This window comes from Pseudomonas sp. R84 (assembly GCF_009834515.1).
In the GTDB taxonomy this organism is placed as follows: Bacteria; Pseudomonadota; Gammaproteobacteria; order Pseudomonadales; family Pseudomonadaceae; genus Aquipseudomonas.
In genome coordinates this window covers 1758036-1778399 of the sequence record NZ_CP019426.1, presented here as the reverse complement: position 1 = coordinate 1778399, position 20364 = coordinate 1758036, and the positions used below count along the sequence as shown (strand labels likewise).

22 protein-coding genes are annotated in these 20364 nt (G+C 59.3%); 12 read left to right on the top strand and 10 right to left on the bottom strand.

What is annotated here, in order from left to right; all coding sequences use genetic code 11:
- Window positions 1–199 precede the first annotated feature (199 nt).
- Window positions 200–1549, top strand: coding sequence for a serine hydroxymethyltransferase (locus PspR84_RS08025; protein WP_160056720.1), 1350 nt, complete (start codon window positions 200–202; stop codon window positions 1547–1549).
- A 68-nt stretch (window positions 1550–1617) separates the two neighbouring features.
- Here PspR84_RS08025 and PspR84_RS08020 read toward each other — a convergent pair whose 3' ends face one another.
- Window positions 1618–3036 carry an amino acid permease gene (locus tag PspR84_RS08020; RefSeq protein ID WP_160056718.1) on the bottom strand — a complete coding sequence of 473 codons (1419 nt, stop codon included), beginning with the start codon at window positions 3034–3036 and terminating at the stop codon, window positions 1618–1620.
- Between the two features lie 893 nt (window positions 3037–3929).
- Here PspR84_RS08020 and PspR84_RS29455 point away from each other — a divergent pair.
- Together PspR84_RS29455 and PspR84_RS08015 are read left to right on the top strand one after the other, a co-directional pair.
- The gene (locus PspR84_RS29455) at window positions 3930–4067 is read left to right on the top strand and encodes a hypothetical protein (RefSeq protein ID WP_003222780.1); all 138 of its coding nucleotides are present in this window, start codon (window positions 3930–3932) and stop codon (window positions 4065–4067) included.
- 71 nt (window positions 4068–4138) lie between these two features.
- Window positions 4139–5104, top strand: a complete 966-nt coding sequence (locus PspR84_RS08015; RefSeq protein ID WP_160056716.1) for a leucyl aminopeptidase — start codon at window positions 4139–4141, stop codon at window positions 5102–5104.
- A gap of 207 nt (window positions 5105–5311) precedes the next feature.
- Here PspR84_RS08015 and rluB read toward each other — a convergent pair whose 3' ends face one another.
- From rluB to PspR84_RS07985, 6 genes are all read right to left on the bottom strand, one after another.
- Entirely contained in the window at window positions 5312–6535 is a 1224-nt protein-coding gene (rluB, locus tag PspR84_RS08010) for a 23S rRNA pseudouridine(2605) synthase RluB (protein ID WP_141127197.1), read from the bottom strand.
- 143 nt (window positions 6536–6678) lie between these two features.
- A complete protein-coding gene (locus PspR84_RS08005; protein ID WP_160056714.1) occupies window positions 6679–6870 on the bottom strand; it encodes a DUF1289 domain-containing protein in 192 nt (63 codons plus the stop codon).
- Window positions 6871–7013: 143 nt separating this feature from the next.
- A complete protein-coding gene (scpB, locus tag PspR84_RS08000) occupies window positions 7014–8009 on the bottom strand; it encodes an SMC-Scp complex subunit ScpB (RefSeq protein WP_160056712.1) in 996 nt (331 codons plus the stop codon).
- Between the two features lie 11 nt (window positions 8010–8020).
- Entirely contained in the window at window positions 8021–8719 is a 699-nt protein-coding gene (locus tag PspR84_RS07995; RefSeq protein WP_172828192.1) for a ScpA family protein, read from the bottom strand.
- Window positions 8720–8842: 123 nt separating this feature from the next.
- Window positions 8843–9472, bottom strand: coding sequence for an L-threonylcarbamoyladenylate synthase (locus tag PspR84_RS07990; protein WP_038363745.1), 630 nt, complete (start codon window positions 9470–9472; stop codon window positions 8843–8845).
- 13 nt (window positions 9473–9485) lie between these two features.
- The gene (locus PspR84_RS07985; protein WP_160056710.1) at window positions 9486–10349 is read right to left on the bottom strand and encodes a PHP domain-containing protein; all 864 of its coding nucleotides are present in this window, start codon (window positions 10347–10349) and stop codon (window positions 9486–9488) included.
- An 87-nt stretch (window positions 10350–10436) separates the two neighbouring features.
- Between PspR84_RS07985 and PspR84_RS07980 the strand changes: the two genes are divergently transcribed.
- From PspR84_RS07980 to PspR84_RS07955, 6 genes are all read left to right on the top strand, one after another.
- A complete protein-coding gene (locus PspR84_RS07980) occupies window positions 10437–11036 on the top strand; it encodes a septation protein A (RefSeq protein WP_007919675.1) in 600 nt (199 codons plus the stop codon).
- A gap of 1 nt (window position 11037) precedes the next feature.
- The gene (locus tag PspR84_RS07975; RefSeq protein WP_160056708.1) at window positions 11038–11337 is read left to right on the top strand and encodes a YciI family protein; all 300 of its coding nucleotides are present in this window, start codon (window positions 11038–11040) and stop codon (window positions 11335–11337) included.
- A gap of 150 nt (window positions 11338–11487) precedes the next feature.
- Window positions 11488–11898 carry a translation initiation factor 2 gene (locus tag PspR84_RS07970; protein ID WP_038363742.1) on the top strand — a complete coding sequence of 137 codons (411 nt, stop codon included), beginning with the start codon at window positions 11488–11490 and terminating at the stop codon, window positions 11896–11898.
- Window positions 11899–11905: 7 nt separating this feature from the next.
- Window positions 11906–12583, top strand: coding sequence for a response regulator transcription factor (locus PspR84_RS07965; RefSeq protein WP_095050143.1), 678 nt, complete (start codon window positions 11906–11908; stop codon window positions 12581–12583).
- 231 nt (window positions 12584–12814) lie between these two features.
- The gene (locus tag PspR84_RS07960) at window positions 12815–13264 is read left to right on the top strand and encodes an LTXXQ domain-containing protein (RefSeq protein ID WP_016987938.1); all 450 of its coding nucleotides are present in this window, start codon (window positions 12815–12817) and stop codon (window positions 13262–13264) included.
- A gap of 167 nt (window positions 13265–13431) precedes the next feature.
- Window positions 13432–14772 carry a HAMP domain-containing sensor histidine kinase gene (locus PspR84_RS07955; RefSeq protein ID WP_160056706.1) on the top strand — a complete coding sequence of 447 codons (1341 nt, stop codon included), beginning with the start codon at window positions 13432–13434 and terminating at the stop codon, window positions 14770–14772.
- 314 nt (window positions 14773–15086) lie between these two features.
- Here the strand turns inward: PspR84_RS07955 and PspR84_RS07950 are convergent, their stop codons facing one another.
- A complete protein-coding gene (locus tag PspR84_RS07950; protein ID WP_160056704.1) occupies window positions 15087–15653 on the bottom strand; it encodes a nitroreductase family protein in 567 nt (188 codons plus the stop codon).
- A 121-nt stretch (window positions 15654–15774) separates the two neighbouring features.
- Here PspR84_RS07950 and PspR84_RS07945 point away from each other — a divergent pair, with 121 nt between their 5' ends.
- Complete coding sequence (locus PspR84_RS07945; protein ID WP_016984216.1) at window positions 15775–17229, top strand: TrkH family potassium uptake protein; 1455 nt, start codon at window positions 15775–15777, stop codon at window positions 17227–17229.
- Here PspR84_RS07945 and PspR84_RS07940 read toward each other — a convergent pair.
- Entirely contained in the window at window positions 17186–18247 is a 1062-nt protein-coding gene (locus PspR84_RS07940) for an AraC family transcriptional regulator (protein ID WP_202982146.1), read from the bottom strand. The genes PspR84_RS07945 and PspR84_RS07940 overlap by 44 nt on opposite strands.
- A 164-nt stretch (window positions 18248–18411) precedes the next feature.
- Between PspR84_RS07940 and PspR84_RS07935 the strand changes: the two genes are divergently transcribed.
- Window positions 18412–18723, top strand: coding sequence for a DUF962 domain-containing protein (locus PspR84_RS07935; protein ID WP_160056702.1), 312 nt, complete (start codon window positions 18412–18414; stop codon window positions 18721–18723).
- 14 nt (window positions 18724–18737) lie between these two features.
- Window positions 18738–19328, top strand: a complete 591-nt coding sequence (locus PspR84_RS07930; RefSeq protein WP_160056700.1) for an HD domain-containing protein — start codon at window positions 18738–18740, stop codon at window positions 19326–19328.
- Window positions 19329–19444: 116 nt separating this feature from the next.
- Here PspR84_RS07930 and PspR84_RS07925 read toward each other — a convergent pair whose 3' ends face one another.
- Window positions 19445–20260, bottom strand: coding sequence for a UDP-2,3-diacylglucosamine diphosphatase (locus PspR84_RS07925; RefSeq protein ID WP_007919701.1), 816 nt, complete (start codon window positions 20258–20260; stop codon window positions 19445–19447).
- Window positions 20261–20364: the final 104 nt, after the last annotated feature.

Below are 20364 nucleotides of genomic sequence, written 5' to 3'. Positions count from 1 at the left end.
ATTCTGTGGCGTTCCTCACTGAAAAATCTATGATGCGTCAATCCGGCGTCGCATTCTCAAGAGTGAAAGAACGAAAAACCGGGAGGCCTGTACAGGGTTTAGTTTTGCACGCACAGCGGTCAAAACACGGATTCGCCTGTACAGATCTGGCAAGCAAGGACATGCGCAAATCACGCAAAACCAGGGAAGGAATCAAGCAATGGCCGTCATTACTGAACCGCTCAAGAACCAGGCTGACTTGCTGCGACGCGGCCTGGCGGATCTTCGCGCAGAAGACGCCGAACTGGCGGCAATTCTCGACGCTGAAATCACGCGTCAACAGCACACGCTTTCACTGGTCTCCTCCTCCTGCGCAGTCCAGCCGCGAACCTTGGCGGCCTCCGCCTCTGTGCTGGTCAACGTGACCGCAGAACGCATGTCCGGCAAGCGTCACAGCGCTGGGTGCGAAAATGTCGAGCTGGTCGAATCGCTGGCCATCCGCCGGGCGCGGCAACTGTTCGGCGCGCAATACGCCAACGTGCAGCCACACTCAGCGTCGAACGCCGTTTACCAAGTGCTCACGGCCTTGCTTGAGCCCGGCGATACCTTGCTGGGCATGGCGGTGGAACACGGCGGTCATCTGACGCATGGCAGCCTCGCCGCGTTTTCCGGCGCCTACTACAAGGCGATCCAGTACGGCACGACAGCAGACGGTCTGATCGATTACGACAAAGTGCGCCTGCTCGCACTCGCCCATCGCCCACGCGTCATCCTCTGCGGCGCCAGCGCCTATTCGCGCGAAGTGGACTTCAAGCGCTTTCGCGAAATTGCCGATGAAGCCGGGGCCATCCTGCTCGCCGACATTTCGCATATCGCCGGGCTGGTCGCCACCGGGCGCCATCCAAGTCCGATCGACGCCGCCCATGTCACCGTCACCTGCACGCACAAGCAACTCGCCGGGCCTCGCGGCGGGGTGATTCTCAGCGGTGCTGATGCGAACACCAAGATTCCCGGTTTGCGGACCACCTTCAGTCGCCTGCTTGATCAAGCCGTTTACCCGCGAATGCAGGGCGCGCCTGCTGCCAACATGATCGCTGCGAAGGCTGCAGCGCTGGGTTATGCAATGTCCGCAGCATTCGACGCCTGCATGGCGCAGATCCGCAGCACGGCCGATGAAATGGCCAAAGCGTTTCAGGCCAAGGATTATGAAGTGGTTGGCGGCTGCAGTGAAAACCATACGGTGCTGATTCGCTTGCGGGGTGGCATCACGGGAGCTATCGCGGAGGCGGCGCTGGGGCACTGCGGGATCATCGTCAACAGACATCGCGTACCCGACGATCACCGTTCGGCACTTGTCACCAGCGGGCTTCGAATCGGCACGGCTGCTCTGGCGCAACGCCGGGTCGATGTCCACGGCAGCCGCCAGATCGTCGATTTGATCGTGCGGATTCTGAACACGGTGGCGCCGCTCGGCGAACAGGATTACACCCTGGAGCCCTTGCTCCTTGCGCAGTTTCGCTCAGAGGTCGAAACCCTGTGCAGGGACTATCCTTTCGCCGACTATCAATAGCGCTTCAACATTTGCATCCATAAAAAAACCCGGCACTCAGGCCGGGTTTTGTGTTTCTGCGTCAGCGCTTACTTGGCAGCACCTGCCGCGTGCACGGCCTGCTGCGCACCGCGCTTGTTCTTGATCACGTAGCAAACCCACATGAACACCACCCACAGCGGAATCGCATACACCGAGATCTGAATGCCCGGGATCAGCAGCATCACACCAAGGATGAACGCAACAAACGCCAGGCAGATGTAGTTGCCGTACGGGTACCACAGCGCCTTGAACAGCGGCGTCTGCTGGGTCTTGTTCATGTGCTGACGGAACTTGAAGTGCGAGAAGCTGATCATCGCCCAGTTGATCACCAGCGTTGCAACCACCAGCGACATCAGCAGTTCCAGCGCGTGTTGGGGGATCAGGTAGTTGAGCAGCACCGCAACCAGTGTCACAGCAGCCGAAGCCAGGATCGACCGCACCGGCACGCCACGCTTGTCGATCTTCGCCAGACCTTTCGGCGCATCGCCCTGCTCGGCCATGCCCAGCAGCATGCGGCTGTTGCAGTAGGTGCCACTGTTGTACACCGACAACGCAGCAGTCAGGACCACGAAGTTGAGGATGTGCGCGGCGGTGTTGCTGCCGAGCATCGAGAACACTTGCACGAACGGGCTGCCGCTGTACGAGTCGCCGGACGCGTTGAGGGTTGCCAGCAGACTGTCCCATGGCGTCAGCGACAGCAGGATCACCAGTGCACCGATGTAGAAAATCAGGATCCGGTAGATCACCTGGTTGATCGCTTTCGGGATCACGGTTTTCGGCTTGTCGGCTTCAGCAGCGGTGAACCCGAGCATTTCCAGACCGCCGAAGGAGAACATGATGATCGCCATGGCCATCACCAGACCGCTCACCCCGTTCGGGAAGAAACCACCGTGCGACCACAGGTTGCTTACCGAGGCCTGCGGGCCGCCATTACCGCTGACCAGCAAGTAGCTGCCGAGTGCAATCATGCCGACGATCGCCACGACCTTGATGATCGCGAACCAGAATTCGGCTTCACCGAAGACTTTGACGTTGGCCAGGTTGATCGCATTGATCAGCACGAAGAAGGCTGCCGCAGAAACCCAGGTCGGGATATCCGGCGCCCAGTAGTGGATGTATTTGCCGACCGCAGTCAGCTCCGACATGCCCACCAGAATGTACAGAATCCAGCAGTTCCAGCCCGACAGGAACCCGGCAAAGCCGCCCCAGTACTTGTGCGCGAAATGGCTGAAGGAACCGGCCACCGGCTCTTCAACGATCATCTCGCCGAGCTGGCGCATGATCATGAAGGCGATGAAGCCGCAGATGGCGTAGCCGAGGATCATCGACGGGCCGGCGGATTTCAATACCCCGGCCGAGCCGAGGAACAATCCGGTACCGATCGCGCCACCGAGGGCGATCAGTTGAATGTGGCGATTTTTCAGGCCGCGTTTCAGCTCGCCTGATTGCGAGGGTTGTCCACTCATGAAAAAGGTCTCACGCAAGGTTTGATGGTGTTCAGTAGACGTTGCTGCAAGGTTGCGATTTCAGGCAGCCCCGATCAAACCCCAGCGCAGGCACCAGGAGTTCAGCTTGTTTACAACGGTCATGCGTCACCTGTTTGTTTTTATCTGTGACGAAATCGAACCCGAAACGCTTGTGGCGCCACGGAGTGAACAAGGCGGATAGCCTTGAGATTTGCGCGATTACGCAGAGGGTCACAGTTAAAACGCGGCGCATTGTACACCGCTAACCCCCTGCTGCCAGACCCCGCTGGATCAGCGTGTCGGTTGCCGGGATTGCGTGTGTCCGCCTCGAGACACTCGAGCGGCTGCAAAAATTGAGTCAGGCCTTTGCAGGCCATCGGCATGGACGAGGAAAAAACCGTCCCACGGAGAGAGGTGGAGATCAGTCACGGCGTTCATTGCGCCTCCTTCTTGTTATGCACCTGCACGACAGGCATGGGGCGCATATCACCCTGCAAACGCCGCTGAAACAAGCGCGCCAGAGCCCTGCCCAGCCCGCGGCGGAGCAGGCTGCGGCAGCTTTTCCTTACAGCGGCCATGGCGGGTTGGATTCACTCAGGTTTACCGGGTTTTTCGTAAATATTTATTTACAATGCGTAACGCAAAGTTTCCATTTCAGAAATATCTGTCAGACGTCTGCAAATTGACGGTAGCTAGCTTGCTAATGAAACGCGCTATTTAGTTTTTTGTTTTCAAATAAGAAAACTTACGCTGAAAAACAGAATAAAAAGTCTATTTAAAAATTAAATGAATAATTTTTTGCATTACAAAAAACTCTGAACTAGGTTCTTCACGTCTTGCCGGCCACCTCGACCGGCCAGTCACAACCGTGAAAGTCATCTAGGAGATCGACCATGCAAGCACTGGAAAAAGACTTGGATACCGAACTGCAACTGGACGAATGGTTTGAAGCACCGACCCATGAGGCAGCAGTGGAAATGATGCAAGCCGATGCGGTAGTTCCGTTCGGCACGGCGATGTGGCCTCTGTAAGACATCCCCGGGCAGGCACGATCCGGCCGGTCGTGCCTGCCGCTTTCTTCACGGTCAGTCAGGGAGGACTCATGGATAAGCCCCGCGCGATCTCGCATTTCCTTTACTACCTCGAACATCACCCTGCCCTTGCCGGCCTCGACTCGGCGAAGGTATTGCTCGGCCACACAGCTGATTACCAAGCGCTGACCGGCGCCATCGCCGAACAGGCTGGCGATCATCCACGCTTCCAATTCAGTGCCCGACGCCTGGACCTGGAAAGCACCACAGCGCTGACCTCGGCTATCACCGACAGCGATCTGTACATTTTCTTCTACGACTCTTCCACCCTGCCCAATCCGCGCCCCGACGGCCCGGAATTCGTCCGCGCGCTGCAAGGCGTGATGGCAGAAAACTGGAAAAAGTCGCTGCTGTTCAAGGATTACGGCGATTATTTCTACGACACCTTCAGCGTCACGCCGCAGCGGATTGCCGGCCTGAACAGCCACTTGATCCAGCGTATGTCCCAAGCGACCACGCTGAGCTTCAAGGACGATGAAGGCTCATGGTTTGAAACACCGCTGAGCAGCATCAAGAAGTGGACTGACATCAACGGTGTCGGCAACTTTGACTTGGCGCCCGGTGAGATCGCTACTCACAGTGAGGAAATCAACGGCCATGTGAAGTTCAAGGGCACATTCCTCAGCACCATCCCGTTTGCGCGCAAATACGGCGTGCTGGAATCACCGCTGGAACTGTGGATCGAGAACTCGACCATCAGCCGCATCGCCACCGAGGTGCCGGGGCTGGAGCATGATTTCAACAAGTACTTGGATGCGAATCCGTCGAACCGGCGGATTGAGGAGTTGGGGATTGGTACCAATGAAGGTGTGAAGGATCTGTATGCGCGCAATGCCGGGTTTGAGGAGCGGCATTGTGGCTTGCACCTTGGGTTGGGTGGTGGCGCCAAGGGTAGTCATCATCTGGATCTGATCTTTTCTGGCGGGGTGTTGGCGCTGGATGACAAGCCGGTGTTTGATGGACGGTTTGTGTTCTGACTTTAAGCTTTGTGTTGATGCCACCGACGTCATCGCGAGCAGGCTCACTCCTACAGGGGAACGCATTTCAAATTGTAGGAGTGAGCCTGCTCGCGATAGCAATCTCTCAACCACTACAACTCTTTCGCCAGACGAAAAAAAACGCCAACCCTGAGATTGGCGTTTCTGCTTTGGCTTGAAGCTTGCCGGTAGAAGCTCACACCTGCCTTATTCCGGCTTTTTACGACCGAAACCCGGACGCTGACCGGAACCGGCCGGTGCGCCACGGCGCTTGCCCGACGGCTTGTCGCCGTCAACCAGCTTGATCCCCGGACGCTTCGGCGCAGGCTTGGCCGGGCGCTTGTTGGTGGTGTCCGCTGGACGATCCGCCACAGGCGTGCCACGACCGGCAGGTGCACCACGTTCGCCACGCTCGGTGCGACCGTTGGCCGGACGCGGAGCGCGCTCGCCGTCACGGGCGGCAACTGGCTTGCGACCTGGGCGCTCGCCTTCGATCTGCGGCTCACGGCTCGGGCGTGGGCCAGTCGGCGCGCCAGCAGCCGGACGCAACGTGCGTACGCGCTCGGTCTTGCCCATCGGACGCGACGATTTGCGCTGCATACGCTCAAGCTTGTCTTTGCTCTTGGCGTTCAGTTGCGGCATCGCTACCGGCGTCAGGCCGACTTCAGCACTGAGGATGTCGACTTCGTACTGGCTCATTTCGCGCCAGCGGCCCATCGGCAGGTCGGAGTTGAGGAACACCGGGCCGAAACGCACGCGCTTCAGACGGCTGACCACCAGACCTTGCGATTCCCACAGACGACGAACCTCACGGTTACGGCCTTCCATCACCACGCAGTGGTACCAGTGGTTGAACCCTTCGCCGCCCGGTGCCTGTTTGATGTCGGTGAACTTCGCCGGGCCGTCTTCCAGCACCACGCCAGCTTTCAGACGCTCGATCATTTCGTCGTCGACTTCACCGCGTACACGCACGGCGTATTCACGGTCCATCTCGTAGGACGGGTGCATCAGGCGGTTGGCCAGCTCACCATCGGTGGTGAACATCAGCAGACCGGTGGTGTTGATGTCGAGACGACCGATGTTGATCCAGCGACCTTCTTTCGGACGCGGCAGCTTGTCGAACACGGTCGGACGGCCTTCCGGATCGTCACGGGTACAGATCTCGCCATCGGGTTTGTTGTACATGATCACGCGGCGTACCGATTCGGCCGCCTCTTCACGCTTGATGACCTTGCCATCAATGGTGATGGCGTCGTGCATGTCGACGCGCAGACCGAGGGTGGCGTCTTTGCCATTGACCTTGATCCGGCCCTGGCTGATCCAGGACTCCACGTCACGGCGCGAGCCGACGCCGATACGGGCGAGGACTTTCTGCAGTTTTTCGCCTGCGGGGCCGATTTCCTGGTCGTCTTTCTGAATGATGTCGCTCATCTGGGCACCTCCCGGTGTGGTCTGTTCAGGCGGCGCCTGAAGCATTGAAATCTGGGTTCTCGGCCGAAGGGATCGGCGAAGGGTCGAGAATCATACGCGGATGTGCGCCGTCGCGCATCAGAGACTAGCTGATCGATCGACAGTTATTTCTTTTTCCGCCGACCGGCGCCACCGAGTTTGATCAGGCGCAGCGCAGCTTCGGCCAGTACGCTGCGCTTGTCGTCCTTGTCGAGTTTCTTCCAGGCTTTGATTTCGCGCTTGCTGCGACCGCAGCCGAGGCAGATGTCGTCGCTGAATTTGCAAACGCTGATGCACGGGTCTTTGGTGGAACTCATCGCAGTCTCCAGAAACACACAAATCCCTGTAGGAGTGAGCCTGCTCGCGATAGCGGTGTGTCAGTCGACATCTTCTTGGCAGATACACCGCTATCGCGAGCAGGCTCACTCCTACAGGGGATCGCGGTGGTTTTGAGGGCGGCTCAGTCTTCGAATTCGCGGCGTTCGGCTTCGATGGCTTCGGCCAGGGCGCGGGCTTCGGCTTCTTCTTCGCTTAGCTCCGGTTCAGGTTCTGGCGCCGGTTGTTCGAGGGCGGCGACGGCGGCCAACAGCTTTTCGCGGGCCTCAGCGACACCAAGAATGTCCTCGTCCGGTTCGGCTTCGGGCTCGGCTCCAAGTTCAACTTCGATGGTTGGCTGGGCGATCTGCGGCTCAGGCTCAGTCTCGATTTCTGCTTCAGGCGTCGGCGCCTCACCATCCGCCGCATCCCGCAGCAAGTCGTCGAAGTCGGTCTTGATCCCCTCCTCCATGCTGTCCAGCTCCAACAGCAAGGTGTGGAAACTGGTCTCTTCCTTCTCCTCCTCCGGCTCGGCGCTGGCGTCGGCCAGTTCCTGCAGGCCCTGCGGCACCGGGGCGTCGTCGAAATCGAGTACCGGGTCGGTTTCCATCTCGCGCAGTTCGGCCAGCGGCGGCAGGTCTTCGAGATTTTTCAGGTTGAAGTGATCAAGAAACATCTTGGTGGTGGCAAACATCGCCGGTTTGCCCGGCACGTCGCGGTAACCAACGACGCGAATCCACTCGCGCTCCAGCAAGGTTTTGACGATGTTGCTGTTCACCGCCACGCCACGCACGTCTTCGATCTCGCCCCGAGTAATCGGCTGGCGATAAGCGATCAGCGCAATGGTTTCCAGCAACGCACGGGAATAACGCTGCGGGCGTTCCTCCCAGAGTCGGCCAACCCATGGCGAAAACTTCTCGCGAATCTGCAAGCGATAGCCCGACGAGACTTCTTTGAGCTCGAACGCGCGGCCTTCGCAGGATTTGCCCAACAGGGTCAGGGCTTTCTTGAAAACCGCAGGCTCGGGCCGTTCGCCTTCTTCAAACAGTTCAAACAGGCGCTCAAGGGATTGCGGCTTTCCCGAGGCCAACAGAAAGGCTTCAAGCAGGGAGGCCAGCTCGCGGGGTTCAGTCAGGTTCATGTTTCGACTCGTTATTCGGCTCGGGCTCGCACGTGGATCGCGGCGAACGGCTCATTCTGCACCAGCTCGACCAAGGATTCCTTGACCAGTTCAAGGATTGCCATAAAGGTCACCACCACACCCAGCCTGCCCTCTTCGGCAGTGAACAACTCGACGAACGGCACAAAACCGCCGCCCTTGAGCCGTTCCAGCACATCGCTCATGCGCTCGCGGGTGGACAATGCCTCGCGGCTGACCTGGTGGCTTTCAAACATATCGCCACGGCGCAGCACTTCGGCCATGCACATCAAAATCTCTTCCAGCGCGACATCCGGCAACAGCTTGCGCGCGCGGGCTTCCGGGGCGTCGAGCTTGGGCACGATCACGTCACGACCGACCCGGCTCAAGCCGTCGATACCTTCGGCGGCCGCCTTGAAGCGCTCGTATTCCTGCAAGCGGCGGATCAGTTCGGCGCGCGGGTCGTCTTCTTCGTCTTCGACGGTTTCGGCGCGCGGCAGGAGCATGCGCGACTTGATCTCGGCGAGCATCGCGGCCATCACCAGATACTCGGCGGCCAGCTCCAGACGCACCGACTGCATCAACTCGACATAGCCCATGTACTGACGGGTGATTTCCGCCACCGGGATGTCGAGGATGTTGATGTTCTGTTTGCGGATCAGGTACAGCAGCAGGTCAAGCGGGCCTTCAAACGCTTCGAGAAAGACTTCCAGTGCATCCGGCGGGATGTACAGGTCGAGCGGCATTTCCATGACCGCCTGGCCATAGACCATGGCAAACGGCAGCTCTTGCTGAGCGCCGGCCTGGGGATCGACAACGGTTTCCACTGCGGACATTCAGGCCTCGACCATGAACGGCGTCGGATCGCCGCAACCGACGCGAACCACTTCCGGGTCGTCGCCAGTCAAGTCAATCACCGTGGAGGCCTTGATGCCGCCGAAGCCGCCATCGACGATCAAGTCCACTTGGTGCTCAAGCAACTGGCGCATTTCGTACGGATCGCTCAGCGGGTCTTCATCGCCAGGCATGATCAGGGTCACACTCATCAGCGGCTCGCCGAGTTCGGCCAGCAGCGCCAGCGCAATCGGATGGCTCGGCACACGCAGGCCGATGGTGCGCTTCTTCGGATGCAGCAAAAGACGCGGCACTTCGCGGGTGGCGTTGAGAATGAAGGTGTATGGCCCCGGCAAATGTGCTTTGAGAATGCGGAAGGTGCCGGTGTCGATCTTGGCGTAGTTGCCCAGTTGCGACAGGTCGCTGCAGATCAGCGCAAAGTTGTGCTTTTCATCGAGCTGACGCAGGCGACGAACACGCTCGATCGCGGTTTTATCGCCGATCTGGCAACCGATCGCGTAGGAAGAGTCCGTGGGATAAACCACCACCCCGCCCTTGCGGATGATCTCGACCGCCTGCTTTATCAGGCGCGCTTGCGGGTTTTCCGGATGAATCTGGAAAAATTGACTCACATTCTCTACCTGTTCAGACGGCGGCAATATCTGTGTCATGTTTGAACCGACACCACAGGGGTGGAAGGTCCTCGGGTACCGGCCGGTACTGGCCGATCTCGGACCAGCCGCCAGGGCCATGGAAGTCACTGCCGGCGCTGACCAGCAGACCGAACTCACGGGCAAGGATTGCCAGGCTGCCCACCTGTTCCGCAGGCTGATGGCCATTGACCACCTCGATCGCATGCCCGCCTGCTTGAATATAGTCGGCAATCAGCTTCCGGCGCTTGCTGCGGGTGAAATCGTAGTGCCACGGATGCGCCAGGCTGACCCAGGCCCCGGCGGCGCGCAGTGTGCCAACGGTGTCTTCCAGCGTCGGCCAGTGCAACTTGACGTCACCCAGCTTGCCGGCGCCGAGCCATTTGCGGAAGGCTTCGGCGCGATCCTTTACAAAACCTTCACGCACCATCCAGTCGGCGAAATGCGGACGGGCCGGGGCGTTGCCGCTGTCGCCCAGTTCCTGCTGAACCTGCCGGGCGCCTTCGAGGGCACCGGGCATGCCCTTGAGGGCGAGCTTGCGGCTTATTTCTTCCGACCGCAGCCAGCGGCCATCGTGCAATTTGGCAATCGCCTCGACCAACGGCGCGGCATTCACATCAAAACCGTAGCCCAACACATGAATGGTCGCGCCGCCCCACGTACAGGACAATTCGACGCCGTTGACCAGTTGCATGCCCAACTCATTGGCAGCCACGCGCGCTTCGGCTAGGCCTTCGAGGGTGTCGTGGTCGGTCAACGCCAGGACTCGCACGCCGTTCTCGAACGCACGCGCAACCAGAACCGCAGGCGCCAGGGCGCCATCGGAGGCCGTGCTATGGCAGTGCAAATCAACATTCACGGGGAGTTGTAACCTCAAATCAGCTGGCGCTATCGCGCGCCCATATGTTTGTTATTATGCCGCCACATCCAGCTTCTGGCTCTCACTGTGAAACAATTCATCGATTTCATCCCGCTTCTGCTGTTCTTCATCGTTTACAAACTTGATCCACGGGTCGTCGACATCGCTGGCCATGAAGTGACTGTAGGCGGTATTTACAGCGCCACGGCGATGCTGATCATCAGTTCCCTGGTGGTGTATGGCGCGTTGTTCATCAAACAGCGCAAGCTGGAAAAGAGCCAATGGCTGACCCTGATCGCCTGCCTGGTGTTCGGCAGCCTGACACTGGCTTTCCATAGCGAGACCTTCCTGAAATGGAAAGCGCCGGTGGTCAACTGGCTGTTCGCCGTCGCCTTCATCGGCAGTCACTTCATCGGTGACCGTCTGCTGATCAAACGCATCATGGGCCACGCGCTGACCCTGCCGGATCCGGTCTGGACCCGCCTGAACATCGCCTGGATCGCCTTTTTCCTGTTCTGCGGCGCTGCCAACCTGTTCGTCGCCTTCACCTTCCAGAGCTACTGGGTGGACTTCAAGGTGTTCGGCAGCCTGGGCATGACTCTGGTGTTCCTGGTCGCACAGGGCATTTACCTGTCGCGCCACCTGCACGATGCCGATACCACAACAACACCAAAAACCGAGGACTGACATGCTCTACGCAATCATTGCCACCGACGTCGCCAACTCGCTCGAAGCACGCCTGACCGCGCGTCCTGCGCATCTGGAACGCCTGCAAGCGCTCAAGGGCGAAGGCCGCATCGTATTGGCCGGCCCACACCCGGCCGTCGACAGCAATGATCCGGGCGAAGCGGGTTTCACCGGCAGCCTGATCGTCGCCGAATTCGATTCGCTGAGTGCAGCGCAAGCGTGGGCAGATGCCGATCCGTATATTGCCGCTGGCGTTTACGCCAATGTGCTCGTGAAACCGTTCAAACAAGTCCTGCCTTGAAAGTCCGGTGATGAGGGGATTTCTCCCCTCATCACCCGCGACATTGCCGCTGACACTGAACCTTCCTGGTTCTTGCTGCTCTCAATCGCTCATTATTCTCGTTTGCCTGCCGACAACCTGCCCAATATCCATTTGGAAACAGGTGTCGCGATGCGCAAGGGTCCGTTGTGTCTGATGTTGGTCACGTTGTCGATCATGGCACCCGCCCATGGTGAGGAAACCACCGAAGGCGGCAGCTCCACGCCATTGTCGTTAAGCGCCGGCAGCCAGATCACCGAGTTGCAACAGCGCCTCAAGGCCAGCGAGCAGCAACGGGAAGAATTGAGCAAACAACTGCAAAATGCCGACAACACCCGCGAAAGTGCCCAGCTTGCCCGGTTGCGCCAGGAGAACCAGCGTCTCAAGCTGCAACTCAAGGAAGCCCAGGCCAGCCCGCTGCCGCGTCTGCTGACCGATCAGCAGCAGTGGTTCGTCACGGGCGCCGGAGTAGCGCTATTGGCGCTGCTCTGCGGTATCTTTGCCAGTGGAGCAAGCCGAAAACGTCGGCAATGGCTAAATTGAGTGAGTCATGAGCGAGCTGTTACTGATTGATGATGACCAAGAGTTGTGCGAACTCCTGAGTAGCTGGCTAAGCCAGGAAGGCTTCCACGTGCGTGCCTGCCACGATGGCCAGAGCGCCCGCAAGGCACTGGCTGAAACGGCCCCGGCGGCGGTGGTGCTGGACGTGATGCTGCCCGACGGCAGCGGTCTGGAACTGCTCAAGCAACTGCGCAACGATCACGCTGATCTGCCGGTGCTGATGCTCTCGGCCCGCGGCGAGCCGCTGGATCGTATACTTGGCCTGGAACTGGGCGCCGACGATTATCTGGCCAAACCGTGCGATCCGCGCGAGTTGACCGCACGTCTGCGCGCTGTACTGCGCCGCAGCCATCCGGCGGCGGTGTCGACTCAGCTTGAGCTGGGCGATCTGAGTTTCAGCCCGGTGCGCGGCGTGGTCAGCATCGACGAGAAAGAACTGACCCTCACTGTTTCCGAAAGCCGTCTGCTCGAAGCGCTGCTAAAACAGCCGGGCGAGCCGCTGGACAAACAGGAACTGGCGCAGATCGCCCTCGGTCGCAAGCTGACCCTGTACGACCGCAGCCTCGACATGCACGTCAGCAATCTGCGCAAAAAGATCGGCCCGCACCCCGACGGCCGCCCGCGCATCGTCGCTCTGCGTAGCCGCGGTTACTTCTATAGCCTCTGAACCGCGCCCATTCCCACTGTAGGAGCTGCCGAAGGCTGCGATCTTTTGATCTGTCTTTTAAAAACAAGATCAAAAGATCGCAGCCTTCGGCAGCTCCTACACAGGGCATGTGTAAGGTTGGACCCGAAGCGTCTTTACCGAAGCTTTACGCTGTGCTGACCGCCGCTGACCTTGATCTCCGTAATCTGTACTCATCCGGAACGTACCGGGAACGAGACAAGGAGATACACCATGCGCAAGACTCTTATCGCTCTGATGTTCGCTGCCGCTCTGCCAACCGTCGCCATGGCCATGCCGCAAGACGGCGGCCCGATGGGTGGCCCGCTTGACGGCCCACGCCACGGCGGTCAGATGCACGGCATGCACGGCAAAGGCCCGTACAGCCAACTCGACCTGTCTCGTGAACAGCGCGAGCAGATCCGCAAGATCATGGGCGAGCAGATGCACGAGCGTAAGCAAGTGGTCGACAAGTACCTGGAAAAACTCTCGCCGGCTGACCAGAAAGCCATGAAAGACGAGATGGCCGCCAACCACAAGAAAGCCGAGACCGATGTGCGCGCCGTGTTGAAACCGGATCAACAGAAGAAATTCGACGAGATCCAGAAGAAACAGGCCGAGCGTCGCGCCGAATGGGCCGAGTTCAAGGCGTGGAAAGCGCAACAGGCGCAAAAGGCGCAATAATGTTCTGACCCGGACCCGACGGTTAACCCGTCGGGTCTTTTGCAACCCGGAACCTGTAGGAGCTGCCGAAGGCTGCGATCTTTTGATCTTGATCTTAAAAAACAAAGTCAAAAGATCGCAGCCTTCGGCAGTTCCTACAGGGATTTGTGTTTGATTGAGGATTTTCTGTGCGTTCATTGTTCTGGCGTATTCTCGCGAGCTTCTGGCTGGCCATCGCGCTGGTGGCCGGGTTGTCCATTCTGCTCGGGCACATGCTCAACCAGGACGCGTGGATCCTCAGCCGCCATCCGGGCCTCAACAGCCTCGCCGGCGAATGGACGCAAACCTACGAAGCCCAGGGCGAAGAAGCCGCCCAGGACATCCTCGAACAGCGCAAACGCCAATATCACATCGACGTCCAAGTGCTCAACGAAAGCGGCGATCCGCTGGTGCGTGGGACGTTCCCGCGCCGCGCCGCCGCCTTCGAAGCGCGGCAGAACAACGATGACCGCCGCCTGCCCTGGCGGCGCCTGACCGATGAGTTCACCAGTGAAAAAACCGGTGACACTTACCTCTTTATCTACCGTATCCCGCACCCGGAACTCGACGCCTGGCACCGCGAAAGCCTGCTATGGCCGCTGAGCGCACTGGGCATCGCGCTGGTGGTGCTGACCCTGTTCAGTTTGCTGGTGACCTTCTCCATCACCCGCCCGCTCAGCCGTTTGCGCGGCGCAGTGCATGATCTCGGGCAGACGACTTATCAGCAGAACAGCTTGGCGAAACTGGCTAACCGTCGCGATGAATTTGGTGTACTGGCTAATGACTTCAATCGCATGGGGGCGCGTCTGCAGAGCCTGATTGGCAGCCAACGGCAGCTGTTGCGCGACGTGTCTCACGAATTGCGCTCACCGTTGGCGCGGCTGCGCATTGCCTTGGCGCTGGCGGAACGGGCCAACCCCGAAGAACGCGAGAAACTCTGGCCACGACTGACCCGCGAGTGCGATCGGCTGGAAGCTTTGATCAGTGAAATTCTGGTGCTGGCGCGAGTCGATGCCGACAACGCCAGTGCCGAAGATGTGGATTTGAATGCCCTTCTCGGCACGTTGCAGAAGGATGCGAAACTTGCATCGCCCGAGCAGATCGTGCGTCTTGATGCCGAACCGCAGCTGAACCTGAAGGGTTGGCCGACCATGATCGAGCGCGCCGTCGATAACTTGTTGCGCAATGCCCAGCGCTTCAACCCTGAAGGTCAGGCGATTGAAATGCAGGCTTCGCGTCAGGGCGAAAAAATTGTCGTGAGTGTGCGTGACCATGGGCCGGGGGTGCAGGCGGAACATTTGAGTCAGCTGGGCGAGCCGTTTTACCGGGCACCGGGGCAGACGGCGGCCGGACATGGCTTGGGCCTGGCGATTGCACGAAGGGCGGCGGAGCGCCATGGTGGGAGTTTGACGCTGGCCAATCATCCGCAGGGCGGGTTTATTGCGAGTCTGGAATTGCCATTGGTGCCTGGTGCCGTTGTCCAACCCTAAAAGCCACCCTCACCCCAGAAAAGCCCCTCACCCCAGCCCTCTCCCGGAGGGAGAGGGGGCAGACCGAGGTGTCTTGCGCCCTACATCGACCTGAAGAACCGAGTTGATTATAGGCCCGGAAGGCACGTGAATCGTCGCCGACTCTGGGTTCGAAATGCATCGGAACCGTTATCGACTCCGAGCTCGAAATGCATCGGAACCGTTATCGACTCTGGATTCAGCCGAGCACTTTCAGGTCGGCGTACCTCTACAGCATCCCCCAAATCAGTCCCCTCTCCCTCCGGGAGAGGGCTAGGGTGAGGGGCTTTTGATCTTCAGGCTTTACCAGGCCAGACACTAACGAACTCGGTCAGGTCGACCTTTTCAGCTACGCGAGGCTCCTTCTGCGGCGTGCCAAGGTAAAGAAACGCAATCACCTCTTCACCCTCCGCCAGCCCCAAGCCTTTAGCCACATGCTGCGAATAAGCCAAATCCCCCGTACGCCAAACCGCACCAATCCCCTGCGCATACGCCGCCAGCAAAATCCCGTGCGCCGCACACCCGGCCGCGAGCAACTGCTCGGCCTTAGGATATTTAACGTGTTCCTGCAATCTGGCGATCACTACCACCACCAGCGGTGCACGCAGCGGACCGTTACGGGCCTTGTCGATCATCGCTTCGGTGACCTCGCCTTCCTGCATTTGCGCCGCTTCGGCCAACAACTCGCCCATCTGCTCGCGCGCTGCGCCTTCGACGGTCAGAAAGCGATACGGCTGCAAATGCCCGTGATCCGGCGCGCGCAATGCGGCACCAAACAGAGCTTCGCGCTGCTCGGCAGTGGGGGCCGGTTCGACCAGTCGTGGAACGGAAACACGGTTGAGCAACGCGTCGAGAGCCTGCATCGGCCACCTCCTGAAAAATATGTGCGGCTATTCTAGCTTTATCTGCCAACAGGATGCCGGTTTACATGCCCTGCCCCACGGGTAGAATGGCGCCCTTCCCACATCAGCCCGAGCGGACTTCATGGCGTTGCCGACCTTACGGATCATTGGTTTCATCATCGGCATCTTCCTGATCACCCTGGCCGTGGCCATGGTCGTGCCGATGGCCACCCTGGTGATTTTTGAACGCACCAGCGACCTGCCGTCGTTCCTCTGGGCGAGCATGATCACCTTCGTCGCAGGCCTCGCGCTGGTGATTCCCGGCCGGCCCGAACACATTCATCTGCGCCCGCGCGACATGTACCTGCTGACGGTCAGCAGTTGGCTGGTGGTGTGCATTTTTGCCGCGCTGCCATTCTTGCTGACTCAGCACATCAGCTACACCGACTCGTTCTTCGAAAGTATGTCGGGCATTACCGCCACCGGCTCGACCGTGCTCAATCATCTCGACGACATGTCGCCGGGCATCCTGATGTGGCGCTCGTTGCTGCACTGGATCGGCGGCATCGGCTTTATCGGTATGGCGGTGGCAATTCTGCCGCTGCTGCGCATCGGTGGCATGCGCCTGTTCCAGACCGAATCCTCGGACCGCTCGGAAAAGGTCATGCCGCGTTCGCACATGGTGGCGCGGCTGATCGTCGCGGCGTATGTCGGCATCACCATTCTTGGCAGCCTGGCGTTCTGGTGGGCCGGGATGAGCCCGTTCGATGCGATCAACCACGCGATGTCAGCGATTTCCACCGGCGGGTTCTCGACCTCCGATCAGTCGCTGGCCAAGTGGACGCAACCGGCGGTGCACTGGGTTGCGGTGGTCATCATGATTCTCGGCAGCCTGCCGTTCACACTGTACGTGGCGACGCTGCGCGGCAACCGCAAGGCGTTGATCAAGGATCAGCAGGTGCAGGGTTTGCTCGGCATGTTGCTGGTGACCTGGCTGGTGCTCGGCACCTGGTACTGGTGGACGACCAATCTGCATTGGCTCGATGCGCTACGCCACGTCGCACTGAACGTGACCTCGGTAGTCACCACCACCGGTTTCGCCCTCGGCGACTACAGCCTGTGGGGCAACTTCTCGCTGATGCTGTTTTTCTATCTGGGCTTTGTCGGCGGCTGTTCCGGTTCGACAGCGGGCGGGATCAAGATTTTCCGTTTCCAGGTCGCCTACATCCTGCTCAAGGCCAACCTTAATCAGCTGATTCACCCGCGCGCGGTGATCAAGCAGAAGTACAACGGTCACCGCCTCGACGAAGAGATCGTCCGTTCGATTCTGACGTTTTCGTTCTTCTTCGCCATCACCATCTGCGTGATCGCCCTGCTGCTGTCGCTGCTCGGTGTAGACTGGATGACCGCACTGACCGGTGCCGCCAGCACCGTGTCCGGTGTCGGCCCGGGCCTTGGCGAAACCATTGGCCCGGCGGGCAACTTCGCCACCCTTCCCGATGCGGCCAAGTGGATCCTGTCGTTCGGCATGCTGCTCGGTCGACTGGAGATCATTACGGTGTTTGTGCTGTGTATTCCGGCCTTTTGGCGTCACTGACCGCAGCCGGCGCCTGCAACAACCGCGTCCGGTAGTCACCGGGCGTGGTGTCGAACCAGCGGCGGAACGCGCGAAAGAAGTTGCTCGGATCGGCGAAGCCCAACAGATAAGCGATTTCCAGCAAGGTCATGCTCGGTTGCGCCAGATACTGCTCGGCGAGTTCGCGGCGGGTGTCGTCGAGCAACTGTTGAAAACTGGTGCCCTCCTCCTGCAAGCGCCGCTGCAAGGTACGCTGCGATAAATGCAGGGTTTGCGCCACGGTATCGCGCTTTGGCTCGCCTTGTGGCAGCAACCGGCACAGCACCTGTCGCGCCTTGTGGGTCACGCGGCTTTCGGAAAACCGTGCCAGATATTCTCCGGCAAAGCGGTCATGCAACAGCGCCATGGCTTCGTTGGCGGTGGGCAGCGGTGCTTCCATGTCGGCACGCTCGAAGATCAGCGCATCGTAGGGCGCGTTGAACATCAGCGGTGCGTGGAAAGCTTGTTTATAGGGTTCCAGGTCATCCGGCTCAGCGCCCTGCACCAAGACTTTGACCGGATGCAGGGTACGCCCGCTCAACCAGCCACACAGGCCCAGTGCACAGGCCAGCGAGGCTTCGGCACTTTGCCGGGTCGGCGGCAGATGATCGCCGTGCACCGTCAGAATCAGCGCATAACCTTCATCAAGTAACCGAAAACTCAGATCGGCGCTCTCGGCGATGATGCGCTGATAACGCACCAGTCGCTGGAAGCCTTCGGCCAGGGTATTGCTCGACATCAGTGCATAGCCGGCGACATGAAACGACGCCGGTCGCACCACCTTGCCCATGTTCAGGCCAATCGCCGGGTTGCCGGACAGCTCGACTGCCCGTTGCCAGAGGCGGGTCATGGAATCTTGCGGGAAGCGCGCATCCGGATCATCCAGAGCCGTGTAATCAAGCCCCAGCTGCTTGAACAGAACCCGGCAATCCAGGCCGTCCATCTCCAATGCTTTGACAATCCCCATCGCCCAGCTTGCAGAAGTCGTTCGTTCGCTCATGGCGTTTTTCTTTTACATGAGGGGCCGCATGTTACGGCCTGATTTGCGAAGGATACTAAAGTGGCGCCGATTGTCACTGGCCCACGCCAATGATCACTCTAGACTCAAATAAGCTACCCGCAGAACAACTCGTCGCCAGAACAATAACCACAGAGAACGCGGTCGTGGAAAACATCAAGCATTTCAACAGCTTCGCTGAGTTCTATCCGTATTATCTCAGCGAACACAGCAACAGCACCTGTCGGCGCCTGCATTTCATCGGCACGACACTGGTGATTTTCATACTGGCGATGACCATCGCCAAAGGCGCGTGGCTGCTGCTATTGGCGGTGCCGCTGGCCGGTTACAGTTTTGCCTGGGTCGGGCACTTCTTTTTTGAAAAGAACCGCCCGGCGACTTTCCAGCATCCGCTGTACAGCCTGCTCGGCGACTTCGTCATGTACCGCGACATGATTCTGGGTCGCGTGGCGTTCTGAATGAGGGTCAGCCAATGAATGCCAATGCCCGCTTCACCCATATGAAAGACGGCACCCAAGAAGACTGGGCGATCATCGCCGCAGATTTCAGTGCCTACGCCAAACAACTGCCTTCGCGAATCCTGACTCACCTGAAACTGCTGGAAGGCGATTTCGGCGGCTTTCCGGTGGATCGTCTGACCCACTCACTGCAAACCGCGACCCGCGCCTTTCGTGATGGCCGCGACGAAGAATATGTGGTTTGTGCACTGCTGCATGACATTGGCGACACACTGGGCTCGTATAACCATCCGGACATTGCTGCGGCGATTCTCAAGCCGTTCGTCAGTGCCGAAAATCTGTGGATGGTCGAGAAGCACGGGGTGTTTCAGGGGTATTACTTCTTTCATCATCTGGGCATGGATCGGCATCTGCGTGAGCAGTTCGCCGGTCATCCGCAGTTTCAGGCGACCGCCGAGTTCTGTGCCAAATACGATGCGGCGGCGTTTGATCCTGACTATGACACGCTGCCGTTGAGCTTCTTTGAGCCGATGATGGAACGGTTGTTTGCGCAGCCGAAGAACTCGATTTACAAAGCGGCGATGGAGGAACTCTCGCCAGCGTAATCATCCTCGGGAACCGCTGCGCGGTTCATCGCGAGCAGGCTCACTCCTACAGTTGAAATGCGTACCCCTGTAGGAGTGAGCCTGCTCGCGATGAGGCCCTCTCAATCACCAGAGCATTATGCGAGTTCAGCGACTTTGGCAGCCTTGAGCTCCGCCTCCCGCGCCTGCGCATCCGCCAGCCGATACAACTCGATCGTGCCATCCCAATGCTCGATCAACGCCGTGCACGACTCCACCCAATCGCCGCAATTGAGGTAATCCACCTCCCCCACCTTGCGGATCTCGGCGTGGTGAATGTGCCCGCACACCACGCCATGCAACTCGCGCTTCACGCACTCATGGGCAATGGCTTCTTCAAAGTCGCTGATGAAACTCACCGCCGTTTTCACCTTGTGCTTGAGGTACGCCGACAGCGACCAGTAACCGTAGCCATAGCGCGCCCGCCAGTGGTTGAGCCAGCGATTGAGGGTCAGGGTGAATTCGTAGGCGGAGTCGCCGAGGAAGGCCAGCCAGCGGTGATAGCGGGTGATCACATCGAACTGATCGCCGTGAATCACCAGCAGATGCCGACCGTCTGCGGTGACATGCACCGCCTCGTCGACCAGTTGGATATTGCCCAGAATCAGCTTCGAATAACGCCGCAGGAATTCGTCATGGTTGCCGGTGACGTAGATCACTTCGGTGCCGCGCTTGCTCATGGTCAGCAAGCGGCGGATCACGTTGGTGTGCGCTTGTGGCCAGTACATGCCGCCGCGCAGCTTCCAGCCGTCAATGATGTCGCCGACCAGGTAAATCTTGTCGGCATGGTAGCCCTTGAGAAATTGCGACAAGTGCTCGGCCTGGCAATCCCGTGTGCCCAGGTGCACGTCGGAGATCCACAGGGTTCGCACCCGTTGTTTGCGACTGGGTCTGGCGAGCTCGGCGCTGGTCATGGGCAACCCTCTGCGATGTTTTCGCCACTGTGCGCCTGCCCGGTTAATCGACCATGACAAGCGTGAGTCAGTCGTGTGACAACGCATTGCGCGTGCGTCGGTGT

Bases quoted from the DNA above. Each gene is read 5' to 3' on its own strand.
- PspR84_RS07975 (WP_160056708.1), top strand. From the start codon at position 11,038: ATGCTCTACGCAATCATTGCCACCGACGTCGCCAACTCGCTCGAAGCA.
- PspR84_RS07950 (WP_160056704.1), bottom strand. From the start codon at position 15,653: ATGCAGGCTCTCGACGCGTTGCTCAACCGTGTTTCCGTTCCACGACTG.
- PspR84_RS07940 (WP_202982146.1), bottom strand. From the start codon at position 18,247: ATGAGCGAACGAACGACTTCTGCAAGCTGGGCGATGGGGATTGTCAAA.
- PspR84_RS08025 (WP_160056720.1), top strand. From the start codon at position 200: ATGGCCGTCATTACTGAACCGCTCAAGAACCAGGCTGACTTGCTGCGA.
- PspR84_RS08015 (WP_160056716.1), top strand. From the start codon at position 4,139: ATGGATAAGCCCCGCGCGATCTCGCATTTCCTTTACTACCTCGAACAT.
- PspR84_RS08020 (WP_160056718.1), bottom strand. From the start codon at position 3,036: ATGAGTGGACAACCCTCGCAATCAGGCGAGCTGAAACGCGGCCTGAAA.
- scpB (WP_160056712.1), bottom strand. From the start codon at position 8,009: ATGAACCTGACTGAACCCCGCGAGCTGGCCTCCCTGCTTGAAGCCTTT.
- PspR84_RS07960 (WP_016987938.1), top strand. From the start codon at position 12,815: ATGCGCAAGACTCTTATCGCTCTGATGTTCGCTGCCGCTCTGCCAACC.
- PspR84_RS29455 (WP_003222780.1), top strand. From the start codon at position 3,930: ATGCAAGCACTGGAAAAAGACTTGGATACCGAACTGCAACTGGACGAA.
- PspR84_RS07925 (WP_007919701.1), bottom strand. From the start codon at position 20,260: ATGACCAGCGCCGAGCTCGCCAGACCCAGTCGCAAACAACGGGTGCGA.
- PspR84_RS07970 (WP_038363742.1), top strand. From the start codon at position 11,488: ATGCGCAAGGGTCCGTTGTGTCTGATGTTGGTCACGTTGTCGATCATG.
- PspR84_RS07945 (WP_016984216.1), top strand. From the start codon at position 15,775: ATGGCGTTGCCGACCTTACGGATCATTGGTTTCATCATCGGCATCTTC.
- rluB (WP_141127197.1), bottom strand. From the start codon at position 6,535: ATGAGCGACATCATTCAGAAAGACGACCAGGAAATCGGCCCCGCAGGC.
- PspR84_RS07965 (WP_095050143.1), top strand. From the start codon at position 11,906: ATGAGCGAGCTGTTACTGATTGATGATGACCAAGAGTTGTGCGAACTC.
- PspR84_RS08005 (WP_160056714.1), bottom strand. From the start codon at position 6,870: ATGAGTTCCACCAAAGACCCGTGCATCAGCGTTTGCAAATTCAGCGAC.
- PspR84_RS07930 (WP_160056700.1), top strand. From the start codon at position 18,738: ATGAATGCCAATGCCCGCTTCACCCATATGAAAGACGGCACCCAAGAA.